Here is a 14,484-nt window from a genome sequence, read left to right as displayed (position 1 = left end):
CGCCTGGCCGGGCTTCGCCGACCGGGTGCAGCGGGCCGTCGACCGGTGCCGGGGCCGGGGCCTCGAACCGGTGTTCCACTACCACCTGGGCACCGACGTGGAGACCGAGGCGGAGGCCGACCGGCTGCTGGAACTCACCGACGTGGCGGTCTGCCTGGACACCGGGCACCTGACGCTGGCCGGCGGGGACCCGGCCACCGCGCTGCGCAAGTGGGCCGGCCGGATCGGTCAGGTCCACCTCAAGGACGCCGACCTGGCCGCGCACCGCCGGGTCCGCGAGGCCGGCGGCGGGCTCACCGAGGTGGTCGCCGCGGGCGGCTTCTGCGCCTTGGGCACCGGCGACGTCGACTTCGCCGGGGTGCTGCGCGGTCTCGACGAGATCGGCTACACCGGCTGGCTGGTGATCGAGCAGGACGCGCCGGCGCAGGGACAGGACCTGGACCGGATCCGCGCCGACCAGCGCGGCAACCGGCGGTGGTTGGAGGAGGCGCTGCCATGACCGAGGCGGGCAAGCGGATCAGGATCGCGGTGGCCGGACTGGGCGTCATCGCCCGTACCGTGCACCTGCCCCTGCTGCAACGACGGGCCGACCTGTTCGACGTCGTCGCGCTCAGCGACCTGTCCCCGTCGCGGCTGGCCGAACTCGGCGACCGGTACGGCGTCGAACCGGCCCGGCGGTACCCGGACGCGGAGGCGATGCTGGCCGGCGGCGGCTGCGACGCGGTGCTGCTCGCCACGTCCGGATCGCACGGCGAGCTGGCCGGCGCGGCGCTGCGCCGGGGGCTGCCGGTGCTCTGCGAGAAGCCACTCGCCTACACGCTCGCCGAGGCCGACCGGCTGGCCGACGCCGGCGCGGCGCTGATGGTCGGCTACATGAAGCAGTACGACCCGGCGGTTGCCGAGGCCGCCCGGCTGCTCGACGAGATCGGCGGCCCGGCGGCGGTGCACGCGGTCGAGGTGACCGTCCTGCACGCCGCCGGGGAGCAGCAGCTGACGTTCGCCAACCTGCCGCCCGCGCCACGGGACGTGCCGGCCGCAGAACTGGCCCGGCTGCGGAACGCCGACGAGCGGCTGCTCGACGCGGCGGTCGGCGGGGACGCCGGAGCGCGCGCCCTCTACCAGATCCTGATCAACAGCGTCTCGCACGACCTGTCGCTGCTGCGGCTGTTCACCGGGGCGCCGGCCACGGTGGACCACGTCGCGACCTGGCCGCTGGCGCCCGACGGGCCGGCGGAGCCGTCGGTGGAGCTCTCCGGCCGGCTGCCCGCCGGCGGCCGGTACGGCATCCGCTGGCTCAACCTGCCGGACTGCCCCGCCTACCGGGAGACGGTGACGCTGCACCACGCCCGGGGCGCGCTGGAGCTGGTCTTCCCGTCGCCGTACCTGCTCAACGCGCCGACCATGCTGACCGCGGTGGACCGGCACGGCGGCGGCGAGCGGCGGGCGGTGTTCCGGTCGGTGACCGAGGCGTTCGAGCAGGAACTGGTCGCCTTCCACGCGATGGTGACCGCGGGCGCGCGCCCACTGACCGGCATCGTCGAGGGCGCGGCCGACGTACGGACCAGCCAGCAGGTGGTACGCCGCTACGGTGAGCTGACCGGGGCGGCGATCGGCGGAGAGGCGGCGAGCTGATGGACCGACCGACCGAGATCATCGTGGTGCCGCACACCCACTGGGACCGCGAGTGGTACGAGCCGTTCCAGCGGTTCCGGCTGCGACTGGTGGCCCTGCTCGACGAGGTGTTCGACCGGATGGCGCACGACGAGCGCCAGCGGTTCACCCTGGACGGGCAGCTCGCCGCGGTCGACGACTACCTGGAGGTCCGGCCCGAGCGCCGGGACCAGGTGATCGCGCTGGTGCGGGCCGGGCGGCTGGCCGTCGGGCCGTGGCAGATCCTGCTCGACGAGTTCCTGTGCTCCGGGGAGAACATCGTCCGCAACCTGGAGCGCGGGCTGGCCCGCAGCGCGGCGCTGGGCGGGGCGATGCCGGTCGGCTACCTGCCCGACATGTTCGGCCACATCGCGCAGATGCCGCAGCTCCTGGCCGGGGCCGGGCTGGCCCACGCCTGCGTGTTCCGGGGCGTACCGGACCGGGTCTGGTCGCACGCGTTCGCCTGGCAGGCCCCGGACGGCACCACGATCCGCGCCGAGTACCTGCCCGGCGGCTACGGCAACGCCGCCGGCCTGATGGACGACCCGCGCCTGGTCACCCGCCGGGCGTCGACCTGGCCGACCGGCTGCGCGGCTGGCGGCCCGCCGGCGACGACACCCCGATCCTGGCGATGTACGGCACCGACCACGCCGCGCCCGCGCCGGACGCCCCCGACCTGCTGGCCGCCGCCGACGTCGACGGGGTACGCCTGCGGCTCGGCACCCTCGCCGAGTACTTCGCCACCCAACCGACCACGGTGGACGGCCTGCCCGTCGTGGCGGGCGAACTGCGCTCACACGCCCGGGCCAACATCCTGCCCGGCGTGATCTCCGTACGCGCCCACCTGAAGCAGGCGATGGGCCGCGCCGAGCGGCGGGTCGAGCGGTACGCCGAACCCCTCGCCGCGCTCTACCACGACCCGTCCGTGCAGCGCTTCCTCGACATGGCCTGGACCCGGCTGATCGACGCGAGCTGCCACGACTCGGTGACCGGGTGCGGCTGCGACGAGACCGCCGAGCAGGTGGCCGCCCGGCTCGCCGAGGCGGACCAGCTCGGCCGGGCGGTATGCGACCTGGTGGGGGCGCGACTGGCCGGCACGGCGCCGCGCGACGGGCACCTGCTGTTCAACCCCACCCCGGCGGCCCGGACCGCACTGGTCCGCCTGGACGTCCAGGCGCCGGCCGACGGATCCGTCGGCCTGCTCGGCGCGGACGGCGCGGTCGCGCCCGCCCAGATCCTCGACCGGGCCCGGACGCTGCTCGCCGACGACCTGGTGCCGGCGGCCGAGCTGCCGGCGGTGCTCACCCGGGTGCACGGGCGGGAGCTGTACGGACAGGAGATCACGGCCTGGTCGGTGTCGCCCGACGACGCCACCCTCACCTTCGCGGTGGCCCGGCACGGCGACCCAGGCCATCCGACGTCGAGGACGTCCGGCTGGCGCTCGCCGCCGCGAGCGGCCCGGACCGGTGGCGGGTGCGGATCGAGGCCGCCCCGCGGCTGACCGTCGCCGCGCTGGTCGAGGTGCCGGCGCTCGGTCTCGCCGCGGTACGCCCGGTGGCCCTCGGCCCGGCCACGCGGGCGAACGGTGGCGCGCCGGAGCAGGCCGAGGCGTCGGCGAGAGGCGCCGCGCCGAGGCCGGACGGGGCAGGGCCGCCGTCGGCGGGTCCGGCGCCCGTGACGGTGGTCGACCGAGCCGTCGACAACGGCCTGCTCCGCGTCGAGGTGGCCGAGGACGGCACGCTGCGGCTGTCCACGCCGGACGGGCTGAGCGTGGACGGGGTGGCGCGGATCGTCGACGGCGGCGACGTGGGCGACAGCTACAACTACGCCCCGCCGGCCGCGGACGAGCTGGTCGACAAGCCGCGCGCGGTGCGGACCGTGGTGGTGCACGACGGCCCGGTGGTCGCCGTCCTCGACGTGGTCCGCGAGTACCGCTGGCCGGTCGGCGCCGACGTGGACGCGGGCTCGCGCCGGGTCGACCGGGAGCCGGTCACCGTGACCACCCGGGTGGAGGTGCGGGCCGGGGAGCCGTTCGTCCGGCTGCGGCTGAGCTTCGACAACCGCTGCGACGACCACCGGGTCCGGCTGCACCTGCCGCTGCCGGCGCCGGCCCGTTCGTCGTACGCGGAGGGTCAGTTCGCCGTTGTCGAGCGCGGGTTGACCGCCGAGGGCGGCGGCGGTGAGGTGCCGCTGCCGACGTTCCCCGCCTCCGGGTTCGTCGCCGCCGGGGGCGCCGAGGGGTCGTTCGCCGTCCTGCTGACCCAGCCGACCGAGTACGAGCTGACCGACGCCGGCCGGGAACTGGCGATCACCGTGCTGCGCGCGATCGGGATGCTGTCCCGCAACCGGCACGCCCTGCGGGACGAACCCGCCGGCCCGCAGCTGCCCACGCCGCTGGCCCAGTGCCGGGGTGAACGCAGCGTGGAGCTGGCGGTGCTGCCCTTCCGGGGCGACTGGGACGCCGCCGGGGTTCTCGGGGCGGCCGAGGCGTACCGGCACGAGCTGCTGGTCTTCCCGGGCAGCGGCGAGCCCTCCGCCGGGCTGCCGGCGCCGGTCACCGGGCTGACGGTGGACGGGGACGGCGTCGCGCTGACCAGTGTCCGGGATCGGGACGCCGGGTCGAGCTGCGGGTGGTCGCCGCGCGGGACACCAGCGCCGTCATCGGGGCCGGCCGCGGCGTACGCGGCGCCTGGCGGGCCGACCTGATCGGCCGAGCGGGCGAGCCGCTGCCGGTCGACGGCGACGGGCGGGTCCGGCTGCCGGTGCGGGCGTGGGAGATAGCGACGATCCAGCTCGACCTGGCCGGCTGAGGCTTCTCCTGGTCGGGCGGCCACGGCGACCGCCCGACCCTCAGGTCGCCGGGGTCACGGCCGGTACCCGGGCCGGCGGGATCAGCCCGGCCGTCCGGTCGCCGGGGTGACCGCCCGCAGCCGGGCCTGGGCGATCAGCGCGTGGCCAAACCGCTCGCGTCCACCGTCAGCGATGCTGTCCCCGATGAAGTCCACGCGTACCGGCGGGCCGGCTCCCACCCGGAGGATCAGAAAGTTTCTCCGTCCGGCTGTTGCGTTTCGCCGAGCCGACCCGATGAAGCATTCGTGGCAGCACGGCGAGCTGGGTGTGAAAACCTCCCTAAGTTGACCTTGCCCGTTGCTATCGGCACACAACGGTGGTTGACTGCTGCACCATGCCAGAGCCGATGATCACGGACAGGCCGGTAATTTCGTGAGACGCACCGATATCACCCCAGTGTCGTCGGCGGGTCGACGCAGGGCGACATGGCGGCAGCGGGCGGCGCGCTGGTTGGATCCGACCGTCGCCCAGTGGGCCGTCGCACCACAGGAGACACCCCCGCCACCGCCGCCACCCGCCGAGGAACCCCCGAATCCGTGGCCGGCGATCTGCGAGCAGTTCGCGATGCGGATCATGGCCTCGGCGTACCAGATGGGCTCCCACCTGGAGGCCGTGGAGGCCGACGAGCAGGACCCGGACCGGCTGGAGCGGCTCTACCGCATCGACCACGCGAACACCCGGATCCGGCGGCACGCGGAGAACCTGCAGGTGCTGCTGGGCCGCCGGGTCGAGGACGCCAACCCGCAGACCGTCACCCTGGTCGACGTCGTCCGGGCCGCGACCTCCGCCGTCGAGTACTACCCACGCATCCGGGTCGGGCACGTCGTGGACCTGGCCGTGGTCGAGTTCGCCGCCGACGACGTGATCCGGGTGCTCACCGAGCTGCTGGACAACGCCACCCGGTTCTCGCCGCCCACCGCGCCGGTGATCGTGTCGGCGTTCATCACCGAGGACGGCAGCGTCCTGCTGCGGATCGAGGACGCCGGCGTGGGCCTCCAGCCCGACCGTCTGTCGCAGCTCAACGCCCTGCTCAGCGGCCGGCTGGTCACCCCGGCCACGCTCGACCCCGCCGCCCACCTCGGGCTCGCCGTCGTGGCCCACCTGGCCGTCGCCCACCAGCTGCGGGTCACCCTCACCAACCGGCCCTCCGGCGGCGCCACGGCCACGGTGCTCGTCCCCGGCGCGCTGCTCTGCGAGATTCCCACCGCGGGCGCGCCGGCCGGCGCAGCCGCCCCGCCCGGCCTGGCCGTCCCCGTCCGCCGGGATCCCCTCCCCGTCCCCCGGGGGCGGGACCCACCCCTGGAGTACGCCGATGGCCGCGCCCCATGACAGCACCAACTCGCCGACCGTGCCGTTGAGCACGCTCGCCGGGCCGGCCACCGCGCAGCAGCCGTCCGGCAGCCTGCCCCAGCGGGTGCCGACGAGTGTCCGTGACCAGTCCGCGGCGACCACCCGACCCCCGGCCGACCCCGGCGCCGGATCCCCACCCGAGGCGTGGCCGGACGAGACGGCGGCCTTCGCCGCCGGGGTCAGCGACGCCCGGACCACCAGCGACGAAGGACAGCAGCGATGACCCACGCACACGGCAACGCCACGGCGACCACCGGCCAGGGACTGCCGGACTGCGCCTGGCTGATCCGTCAGTTCGCCGAGGACGTACCCGGGGTCACCCACGCGATGCTGGTGTCGTTGGACGGCCTCCAGCTCGCCGCCTCCCGCGGCGTGCACCGCGACCTCGGCGACCAGCTCTCCGCGCTGACCGCCGGCCTGCTCAGCATGGCCGACCGCAGCGCGGCCCTGCTGGACCTCGGCTCGTCCGAGTACCTCACCGTACGGCTGCCGCGGGGGCACCTGCTGTTCATGCGGGTCGGCGAGTCGGCGGGCCTGGCGGTAGCCGCGGCCCCCGGCTGCGACCTGCGGGTCGTCTCCTACCGGATGACCCAGTTCGTCGGCGCGGTGTGGCACGCCCTCACCCCGCAGGTCCGCCACGAGCTGCACCGGATGACCGCCAGTCAGCCCCGCTGACGGGCCGAAGGAGCTAGATCATGCCGATGACGTACTGGAAGGTGCGGCCGTACGTGCTGACCGCCGGACGCACCCGCACCCGACGGCCACTGCTCGTCCACACCCTGGTGTCGGTGCCGTACTACGACGCCGTCTTCGCCTCGGGTCTGCTGCCCGAGACCCGGACGCTGTACGAGCAGGCCCGCGGGTCGGCGCGCTCGGTGGCCGAACTCTCCGCGGTCTGCGGGATGTCGCTGGGTGTCACTCGGGTGGTCGTCGACGACCTGGCCGCCACCGACCGGCTGCTGATCCACACCGACCACGACAATGTCGACTTCCGCCTCCTGGAGAGACTGCGCGATGGCCTCCGCAAGCTTGCCTGACACGCCGCCGCTGACCTCGGCGAAGATCGTCATCGCGGGCGGCTTCGGCGTCGGCAAGACCACCTGCGTCGGGTCCATTTCGGAGATCGCGCCGATCAACACCGAGGCGTGGATGACCGCGGCCAGCGAAACCGTCGACCGGATGGACCCGGGGATCGACAAGAAGACCACGACCGTGGCGATGGACTTCGGCCGGCTGACCATCGGCCCCGACCTCGTGCTGTACCTGTTCGGCACGCCGGGCCAGCCCCGGTTCTGGCCGATGTGGGACGACCTGTGCCGGGGCGCGGTCGGCGCGCTGGTGCTCGCCGACACGCGGAACCTGGCCGCCTCGTTCCCGGCGATCAACTACTTCGAGCAGGACAGCGACCTGCCGTTCGTGGTCTGCGTGAACCTGTTCGACGGGGTGCTGCACCACCCGCTCGAGGAGGTTCGCGAAGCGCTCTCGGTCCCCGCCAGCGTGCCCCTGATCGCCTGCGACGCCCGCGACCCGTCGTCGGTGGCGCGGGCGCTGCTGGTGGTCGTGGAACACACCATGTCCCGCACCGCCCGGCCCACCGCGGGCGCGCTCGCGGCACGGTAGCTCAACCTGGAGGAGACAAATGCGCAAGATCCTTGTCGTCGGGGCCGGACAGTCCGGGCTCCAGCTCGCCCTGAGCCTGCTCGCCGAGGGCTACGACGTGACCGTCATGTCCGCCCGTACGCCGGACGAGATCCGCCGCGGCTGGGTGATGAGCACCCAGGCGATGTTCGGCAACGCGCTGGGAACCGAACGCCGGTACGGGCTGGACCTGTGGCAGGACCGGGCACCCCAGATCGAGGGGCTGCACGTCTCGCTGTCCGCCCCGCCCGGCGAGCGGGCGCTGCGGATCCCGTGCCCGCTGGACGAGCCGGCGCAGAGCGTCGACCAGCGGGTGAAGATGGCGGCCTGGCTGGAACTGTTCGAACAGCGCGGCGGGACCGTGCTCTACCAGACGGTGACCACCGCCGACCTGGACGGGCTGACCCGGCTCGGCCGGTACGACCTGACCGTCGTCGCCGCCGGCAAGGGCGACCTCGTGGGCGTCTTCGACCGGGACCCGCAGCGGTCGGTGTACGACGCGCCGCAGCGGGGGCTGGCCGTGGCGTACGTGCATGGCATGACCCCGGATCCGCTGTGGCCGGTGCCCCACGTGAGCTTCAACGCCGTGCCGGGGCTGGGTGAGTTGTTCGTCATCCCGGGGCTGACCCACTCCGGCCCCTGCGAGATCCTGTTCTGGGAGGCGGTGCCCGGCGGGCCGCTGGACCTGTGGGCCGAGCGGCGCGACCCGGCCGAGCACCTCAAGCTGACCCTCGACCTGACCCGCCGGTACACCCCGTGGATCTACGAGCGGTGCGCCGACGTGGAGTTGACCGACGGCCGGGCCACCCTCTCCGGCCGGTACACGCCGACGGTGCGCCGCCCGGTGGCCGAACTGCCCTCGGGCGGGGTCGTGCTGGGCATGGCCGACGTGGTGGTGGCCAACGACCCGATCACCGGTCAGGGCAGCAACACCGCCGCCAAGTGCGCCCACTCCTACCTGGGGTCCATCCTGGAGCGCGGGGATCGGCCGTTCGACCGGGAGTGGATGGGGCAGACCTTCGAGCGGTTCTGGTCCGGCGCCGGCCAGGCGGTCACCGGCTGGACCAACGCGATGTTGCAGCCGCTGCCGCCGCACGTGCAGCAGATCCTGGGGGCCGCCGCGGGCAACCCGGCGATCGCCCGGCGGTTCGCCAACGGCTTCAGCGACCCGAACGACTTCCAGGAGTGGTTCATGACGCCGGACGCCGCCGAGCGCTACCTGGCCTCGACCACCGCCGGCTGAGATCCGCCGGGCCCCGGTGGGCCGACATCCGGTCAGCGACCTGGCCGGATGTCGGCCCACTGCTGAAGGTTTCTTACGCCGTGATACGGCCGATCGGAACCTGTTGACATGACGGACCGCCGGGGCGAGGGTGACCACTGAGCCACCCCCGAACGGAGGTTCCATGCCCCCATCAAAAGCCCCCATAGGCAGGCGGATCCTGCTCAGCACCGCGCTGGTCGGCGCCGCGACGCTCGTGCCGGTCGGCCCCGCGCCCGCGGCGAACCCGACCCCCGACACACGACAACAGCAATACGCCGCGGCCGCCGCCGAGTACGGCGTCCCCGAGTCCGTCCTGCTCGCGGTCTCGTACCTCGAGTCCCGCTGGGACACCAACGCCGGCACCCCCAGCACCAGCGCGGGGTACGGCCCGATGCACCTCACCGACGCGACGTACGTCAACAGCCTGGGCGAGCCCAGCCACTTCGGCCCCGAGGAGGACCCGCGCGGCGACGACTCCCGAACCCGGATCCAGGCCGCGGAACCCGCGCCCAACCCGCCGGCCGAGGCGGCGCTGCAGACCCTGGATGCCGCCGCGACGGTCACCGGCAGCGGTGAGGACGCGCTCAGGTCCGACCCGGCGACCAACATCCGCGGCGGCGCCGCACTGCTGGCGTCGTACCAGAAGGAGATCGGCGCCCCGGTCGGCGCCGGCACCGACCCCGCCGCCTGGTACGGCGCGGTGGCCCGGTATTCCGGCTCCGACAGCACCGACTCCGCAGCGACCTTCGCCGACGAGGTGTACGCGACGATCCGGACCGGCGCGGCCCGGACCACCGATGACGGGCAGCGCGTCACCCTCGCCGCCCGGAAGGTGACGCCGCAGAAGCCCTGGCTCGACAAGTTGGGCCTACGCACCGTGGCCCGGGCCGACGGCGTGGAATGCCCGGCGGAGCTGGCCTGCGAGTGGATCCCGGCGCCGTACCAACTGCTCGGCGACGGGACGGACCCGGAGTACTACGGCAACCACGACCTGTCCGACCGGCCGGCCCGGCAGAAGATCGAGTACATCGTCATCCACGACACCGAGGAGACCTACGTCCGGACGCTGGAACTGGTGCAGGATCCGGCGTACGTGAGCTGGCACTACACCATGCGCTCGAGCGACGGCCACACCGCGCAGCACGTCAAGACCAAGGACGTCGCCTGGCAGGCCGGCAACTGGTACGTCAACAGCAAGTCCATTGGCATCGAGCACGAGGGCTTCGCACGCAAGGGCACCTGGTACACCGAGACGATGTACCGCACGTCGGCGAAGCTCGTGGGCTACCTCGCGAAGAAGTTCGACATTCCGCTGGACCGGCAGCACATCATCGGCCACGACAACGTGCCCGGCACCATCCCGTCGACCGTCCGGGGCATGCACTGGGATCCGGGCCCGTACTGGGACTGGTCGCACTACTTCGACCTGCTGGGGGCGCCGTTCCGCAGCACCGGCACGCCGGCCACCGGGCTGGTCACCATGGACCCGGAGTTCGCCAGCAACCGCCCGGCATTCTGGGGCTGCCAGCTGGACGAGAACAACATGCCGACCAGCGAGCCCTGCCCGCTGCGCGGCTCGTCATCGGTGATCCTGCACAGCGCGCCCAGCCAGGACGCGCCGCTGGTCAAGGACGCCGGCCTGCACGAGGACGGTTCACCGTCCACGATGGAGGTCTCGGACCACGGCGCTCGGGCGTCCGCAGGCCAGAGTTATGCCGTCGCTGACCGGCAGGGTGCCTGGACGGCCATCTGGTACCTCGGCCAAAAGGCGTGGTTCTACAACCCGACCTCCGCGCCGGTGGCGAAGTGGGCGACCGGCTTCGTGGTGACGCCCAAGCCGGGCAGGGCCACGATCCCGGTGTACGGGCGGGCCTATCCGGAGGAGGCGGCCTACCCGGCTGGCGTGCCGTACCAGACCCTCCGGCCGCTGCAGTACACGCTGTCCGCCGGGGAGCGGTACGCGGTCGGCCTTGTCGCGCCCAGCGAGTTCTACAAGGCCTACACCTTCGCCGGCACCTTCCCAGGTGACTGGACAGTGATCCGCGGCAAGATGCGGTACGTGCAGATCCAGTTCGGCCACCGGATCATGTTCGTCAACAAGGACGACGTGGACATCCTGCCCTCGGCCGTGGGGGCGCCCAGCTGACCCCTCCTACGCAGGCGGTGGGCCTCCTCCCAGTGAGAGGGGGCCCACCTGCCGGCTCCGTCCAGGCCGGCTGAGCCCGCCCGGGCCGCATTCGACTTGCCGGCCACCGCCTTGCCGCGGGACGTTGGTCCGGCGCCGTCGCGGGTAAGCGCAGGGCTCGGATCGAGTACGACGGAGGTGGGCAAATGAGTGGTCGGGAGCAACTTCACGATCTGCGTCAGCAGGCCCACAAAGCGGGCATCGAGGGCAACTCCAAGATGACCGAGGGCGAGCTGCGCAAGGCGCTCAACAAGGTCGACAAGGGCATGGCGCCGCAGCAAGCCAAGCAGCAGGTGAAACGGTGACGCAGCAGTAGTGACGCCGAGGCGGGCAGAAATGTCCGCCTCGGCCCGCGTCGTCCGCCCGCCGGATCGCATCGGCACATTTACCTTCCTTGACGCCCGCTCGCCCGACTGTCTAGCGTCGGCGCCATGGGCCGTCCGAGGAAGTTCCTGTCGCTGCTCACCGCGCTGGTCGTCGCCGTCACCGCGGCGACCGTGCCCTCCTCCCCCGCCACGGCGGGGGCCGTGGCGCAGACCACGGTCCCGGGGCGGTGCTGCTGATCGGCGGCGCGCTCGCCGACGACAACAGCGCCGTCTACGGCGAGTTCGTCCGCCGAGCCGGTGGCGCGGGGGCGCGCATCGGGGTGCTCAGCGCGTCCTCGGCGGTGCCGCACTCGAGCGCCAACGCGGTGGTCAAGGTCCTGGAGCGGTACGGCGCCGACGAGGCCACCTGGATCCCGGTGACCACGAAGAAGGACGGCAGCGGCGACGACCCGTCGTACGCCGCCCTGGCGGCCTCCATGACCGGGTTCTTCTTCACCGGCGGCGACCAGTTCCGCTACGTGCAGTCGATGATCCACTCCGACGGCTCGGACGGCGCCGTGCTGCACGCGATCCGCGAGCGCTTCCTCGCCGGCGCCCCCGTCGCCGGCACCAGCGCGGGCATGCAGATCCTCGCGGGCACCGACATGATCACGGGCGGGCTGAGCTACCACGGCGTCCGCGACGGCTCCCGAGCGGGCTACTACGACGACGACCAGATCCTCGGTTACTGGCCGGCCGGCGGCTTCGGCCTCGTCGGTTCCGGCCTGGTGGACACCCACTTCGACGCACGTGGCCGGACCGGCCGGTCGATCCGGCTGGCCGCCGACACCGGCCACGACCGGGTGTACGGGGTCGGTGAGGACACCGCCCTGATCGTCACCGGGGCCGGCACCGCCGACGAGTCCGCCCGGATCGTCGGCACCAACGGGGTGTCGATCCTCGACCTGCGCGCGGCTCAGGTCGGGCAGACCGGCGGGTACTGGTCGATCAGCCGCGTGCGCTGGAGTTACCTCACCGACGGCGACACCTACGACCCCGACCGCTGGCAGGTCGGCAAGAGCGTCGCCAGCACCCCGGTGGTTCCGGCCGCCCGCGCCGCGGCGACACCGACCGCCGACGTCTTCGGCTCGTACGCGCTGCGCGACGCGGCGCTCGACCTGGCCGGTGCCGGCGTGTCCACCTCGACGACGGGCACCACCGCGCAGACCGCCCCGCGCTTCGTGGTGGGCCTGACCAAGGACGCCGCCTTCACCGCGTACGGGGTGGCCGGTGCGGGCGCCACGTCCTTCACCGACCTGGCCCTGTCCATCCAGGCGGGTTGAGCCGGGGGTCATGCGGTGACGTGGGCGCATAGACCGGCGGTCCCGTCGGCGCCGGAGATCCGCCGTCCGGGGGCACCGGCACCCGGACCGCGCCCGGCTGGCAGACTGGGTCGGTGGACACTGATCGGAGAGCGCTTCTCGGCGTGGAGCTGCCGGTGGTCGCCGCGCCGATGGCGGGCGGACCCACCACCACCCGACTGGTGGCGGCGGTGGGATCCGCGGGCGGGTTCGCCTTCCTGCCGGCCGGCTACCAGCCGCCGGAGGCGGTGGCGGCGGAGATCGCCACGGCCCGGGCCACCGGACTCCCATTCGGCGTCAACGTGTTCGTACCGACCCCGGTGCCCGTCGACGACGCCGCGTTCCGCCGCTACGCCGCCCGCATCGCCGACGAGGGCCGACCGTACGGCCTCGACCTGGCGGCGGCCCCGCGGACCGAGGACGACGACCACTGGGCGGAAAAGATCGCGCTGCTGGTCCGCGATCCGGTGCCGGTGGTCAGCTTCACCTTCGGGCTGCCGCCCGCGACGGTGCTCTGGGACCTACGGCGCGCCGGGAGCCGGGTGCTGGTGACGGTGACCGATCCGGCGGAGGCCGCGGCGGCGGCGGAACTCGGCGCGGACGGGCTGGTCGCCCAGAGCGGACACGCCGGGGGCCACTACGGCACCTTCACCCCGGGCTCCCCAACACCCGTCCGGCCCCTCGCCGAGCTGGTCGGCCCGGTCGTCGCCCGTACCGGCCTGCCCGTGCTCGCCGCCGGCGGCGTGGCCGGGGCGGCGGACGTCCGGGCGGCGCTGGCCGCCGGGGCCATCGGCGTCCTGGTCGGCACGCTCCTGCTCCGGGCCGACGAGAGCGGCACGAGCCCTACTCACCGGGCGGCGCTGACCGACCCGCGCCGGGACCGGACCGTGGTCACCCGGGCGTTCACCGGACGGCCGGCGCGCGGGCTGCGCAACGACTTCATCGACCGGTACGAGGCGGACGCGCCGCTGGGCTACCCGGCGCTGCATTACCTGACCCGGCCGCTGCGGCGCGCCGCCGCCCAAGCCGGTGACGCCGATCGGGTGCACCTCTGGGCCGGCACCGGTTGGCGGGCCGCGCGGGCCGCACCGGCGGCCGAGATCCTCGCGGAGCTGACCCGGCCGCTCTGAGCCGCCGGCGGGCGGCGCCCATCAGCGGGTCGCCTCCTCGAGCAGCTCGAGCAGGTGACGGTACGGCTGGCCGGTGGCCCGGGCCATCCCGATCTCGCAGGTGCGGTTGACCGAGGCGTACCCGTCGAAGGCCCGCTCCGACACCGCACGGGCCTCCGCGCGGGTCGCGGCGGCGGTCAGCTCGGGGTGCAGCAGGCCCCGGTCGCCGGCGAAGCCGCAGCACTGCCAGCCGTCGGGCACCACCACCTCGTCGGCGACCGCCCGGGCCACGGCGAGCAGCGCCTCGTCGAGCCCCAGCCGGGTCGACGAGCAGGTCGGGTGCAGGGCGAGGGAGCCGAGCCGGCGCCGGACGGTCAACCGGGGCAGCAGCGCGGTTGCGGCGTACGCGACGGCGTCGACCACGCCCACCGCGTCGCCGCCGTCGGCCACCAGCTTCGCGAAGCCCTCCGTGCAGGACGCGGCGTCGCTGACCACGGGCAGCGTGCCGTCGTGGCTGGCCGCCCGCAGCGCGGGCGACACCCGGTCGCGGACGGCCTGGTAGCCGGCGATGAGGCCCTTGGAGGACCAGGGCGTGCCGCAGCAGACGGCGGCGATGCCGTCGGGGACGAGCAGCCGGACCCCGGCGCGCTCGGCGGAGGGTGAGCAGCGCGGCGGCCCTTGGAGGACCAGGGCGTGCCGCAGCAGACGGCGGCGATGCCGTCGGGGACGAGCAGCCGGACCCCGGCGCGCTCGGCGGAGGGTGAGCAGCGCG

General features: G+C 73.9%; 17 protein-coding genes. 15 read left to right on the top strand and 2 right to left on the bottom strand.

All coding sequences use genetic code 11. The annotated features are described in order from the left end of the window. The 4 genes from JNW87_RS22585 to JNW87_RS22570 all read left to right on the top strand — a co-directional run. Nucleotides 1–499 (top strand): sugar phosphate isomerase/epimerase (locus JNW87_RS22585; protein ID WP_238454363.1); only part of this gene is annotated, 499 nt, incomplete at its 5' end. Then, nucleotides 496–1,632, top strand: a complete 1,137-nt coding sequence (locus JNW87_RS22580) for a Gfo/Idh/MocA family protein (protein ID WP_109805270.1) — start codon at nt 496–498, stop codon at nt 1,630–1,632. The genes JNW87_RS22585 and JNW87_RS22580, both read left to right, overlap by 4 nt. Further along, nucleotides 1,632–2,477 (top strand): hypothetical protein, encoded by an 846-nt coding sequence (locus JNW87_RS22575; protein ID WP_238454362.1) that lies wholly within the window; start codon nt 1,632–1,634, stop codon nt 2,475–2,477. Before JNW87_RS22580 ends, JNW87_RS22575 begins: the two co-directional genes overlap by 1 nt. Before the next feature lie 646 nt (nt 2,478–3,123). Next, nucleotides 3,124–4,356, top strand: coding sequence for a glycoside hydrolase family 38 C-terminal domain-containing protein (locus JNW87_RS22570; RefSeq protein WP_238454361.1), 1,233 nt, complete (start codon nt 3,124–3,126; stop codon nt 4,354–4,356). A gap of 185 nt (nt 4,357–4,541) precedes the next feature. On the opposite strand, the gene JNW87_RS22565 is transcribed toward JNW87_RS22570, so the two are convergent. Continuing rightward, nucleotides 4,542–4,679: a hypothetical protein gene (locus tag JNW87_RS22565; protein ID WP_161557993.1), complete on the bottom strand. Its 138-nt coding sequence runs from the start codon at nt 4,677–4,679 to the stop codon at nt 4,542–4,544. A gap of 193 nt (nt 4,680–4,872) precedes the next feature. Here JNW87_RS22565 and JNW87_RS22560 point away from each other — a divergent pair, with 193 nt between their 5' ends. The 11 genes from JNW87_RS22560 to JNW87_RS22515 all read left to right on the top strand — a co-directional run bounded on the left by JNW87_RS22560 (nt 4,873) and on the right by JNW87_RS22515 (nt 13,733). Then, on the top strand, nt 4,873–5,829 hold the full coding sequence (locus tag JNW87_RS22560; RefSeq protein WP_238454360.1) for a sensor histidine kinase KdpD: 957 nt from the start codon (nt 4,873–4,875) through the stop codon (nt 5,827–5,829). Beyond that, a complete protein-coding gene (locus tag JNW87_RS22555) occupies nt 5,813–6,073 on the top strand; it encodes a hypothetical protein (protein WP_238454359.1) in 261 nt (86 codons plus the stop codon). Before JNW87_RS22560 ends, JNW87_RS22555 begins: the two co-directional genes overlap by 17 nt. Next, the gene (locus JNW87_RS22550; RefSeq protein WP_109803009.1) at nt 6,070–6,525 is read left to right on the top strand and encodes a roadblock/LC7 domain-containing protein; all 456 of its coding nucleotides are present in this window, start codon (nt 6,070–6,072) and stop codon (nt 6,523–6,525) included. Before JNW87_RS22555 ends, JNW87_RS22550 begins: the two co-directional genes overlap by 4 nt. Before the next feature lie 20 nt (nt 6,526–6,545). After that, nucleotides 6,546–6,887, top strand: a complete 342-nt coding sequence (locus tag JNW87_RS22545) for a DUF742 domain-containing protein (RefSeq protein WP_109803010.1) — start codon at nt 6,546–6,548, stop codon at nt 6,885–6,887. Next, nucleotides 6,865–7,470, top strand: a complete 606-nt coding sequence (locus JNW87_RS22540) for an ATP/GTP-binding protein (protein WP_201749745.1) — start codon at nt 6,865–6,867, stop codon at nt 7,468–7,470. Before JNW87_RS22545 ends, JNW87_RS22540 begins: the two co-directional genes overlap by 23 nt. A gap of 19 nt (nt 7,471–7,489) precedes the next feature. Further along, a complete protein-coding gene (locus tag JNW87_RS22535) occupies nt 7,490–8,731 on the top strand; it encodes a styrene monooxygenase/indole monooxygenase family protein (protein WP_109803011.1) in 1,242 nt (413 codons plus the stop codon). A 163-nt stretch (nt 8,732–8,894) separates the two neighbouring features. Next, the gene (locus JNW87_RS22530) at nt 8,895–10,898 is read left to right on the top strand and encodes an N-acetylmuramoyl-L-alanine amidase (protein ID WP_109803012.1); all 2,004 of its coding nucleotides are present in this window, start codon (nt 8,895–8,897) and stop codon (nt 10,896–10,898) included. Nucleotides 10,899–11,083: 185 nt separating this feature from the next. Beyond that, nucleotides 11,084–11,242 carry a hypothetical protein gene (locus tag JNW87_RS22525; RefSeq protein ID WP_161557895.1) on the top strand — a complete coding sequence of 53 codons (159 nt, stop codon included), beginning with the start codon at nt 11,084–11,086 and terminating at the stop codon, nt 11,240–11,242. Between the two features lie 126 nt (nt 11,243–11,368). Next, nucleotides 11,369–11,500 (top strand): hypothetical protein, encoded by a 132-nt coding sequence (locus JNW87_RS39705; protein WP_255544204.1) that lies wholly within the window; start codon nt 11,369–11,371, stop codon nt 11,498–11,500. Next, nucleotides 11,491–12,585, top strand: a complete 1,095-nt coding sequence (locus JNW87_RS22520) for a cyanophycinase (RefSeq protein WP_238454358.1) — start codon at nt 11,491–11,493, stop codon at nt 12,583–12,585. Before JNW87_RS39705 ends, JNW87_RS22520 begins: the two co-directional genes overlap by 10 nt. A 113-nt stretch (nt 12,586–12,698) precedes the next feature. Further along, entirely contained in the window at nt 12,699–13,733 is a 1,035-nt protein-coding gene (locus JNW87_RS22515) for a nitronate monooxygenase (protein WP_236648105.1), read from the top strand. A gap of 21 nt (nt 13,734–13,754) precedes the next feature. On the opposite strand, the gene JNW87_RS22510 is transcribed toward JNW87_RS22515, so the two are convergent. Continuing rightward, a partial coding sequence (locus JNW87_RS22510; protein WP_238454357.1) for a (Fe-S)-binding protein occupies nt 13,755–14,484 on the bottom strand: 730 nt, incomplete at its 5' end.

The organism is Micromonospora sp. ATA51 (assembly GCF_016802855.1).
In the GTDB taxonomy this organism is placed as follows: Bacteria; Actinomycetota; Actinomycetes; order Mycobacteriales; family Micromonosporaceae; genus Micromonospora; species Micromonospora sicca.
The sequence above is the reverse complement of the archived record's forward strand: the minus strand, read 5'-3'. Positions and strand labels throughout refer to the sequence as shown.

Excerpts from the sequence above, each read along its gene's own strand:
- JNW87_RS22580 (WP_109805270.1), top strand. The coding sequence starts at position 496 with ATGACCGAGGCGGGCAAGCGGATCAGGATCGCGGTGGCCGGACTGGGC.
- JNW87_RS22575 (WP_238454362.1), top strand. The coding sequence starts at position 1,632 with ATGGACCGACCGACCGAGATCATCGTGGTGCCGCACACCCACTGGGAC.
- JNW87_RS22555 (WP_238454359.1), top strand. The coding sequence starts at position 5,813 with ATGGCCGCGCCCCATGACAGCACCAACTCGCCGACCGTGCCGTTGAGC.
- JNW87_RS22550 (WP_109803009.1), top strand. The coding sequence starts at position 6,070 with ATGACCCACGCACACGGCAACGCCACGGCGACCACCGGCCAGGGACTG.
- JNW87_RS22545 (WP_109803010.1), top strand. The coding sequence starts at position 6,546 with ATGCCGATGACGTACTGGAAGGTGCGGCCGTACGTGCTGACCGCCGGA.
- JNW87_RS22540 (WP_201749745.1), top strand. The coding sequence starts at position 6,865 with ATGGCCTCCGCAAGCTTGCCTGACACGCCGCCGCTGACCTCGGCGAAG.
- JNW87_RS22535 (WP_109803011.1), top strand. The coding sequence starts at position 7,490 with ATGCGCAAGATCCTTGTCGTCGGGGCCGGACAGTCCGGGCTCCAGCTC.
- JNW87_RS22530 (WP_109803012.1), top strand. The coding sequence starts at position 8,895 with ATGCCCCCATCAAAAGCCCCCATAGGCAGGCGGATCCTGCTCAGCACC.
- JNW87_RS22525 (WP_161557895.1), top strand. The coding sequence starts at position 11,084 with ATGAGTGGTCGGGAGCAACTTCACGATCTGCGTCAGCAGGCCCACAAA.
- JNW87_RS39705 (WP_255544204.1), top strand. The coding sequence starts at position 11,369 with ATGGGCCGTCCGAGGAAGTTCCTGTCGCTGCTCACCGCGCTGGTCGTC.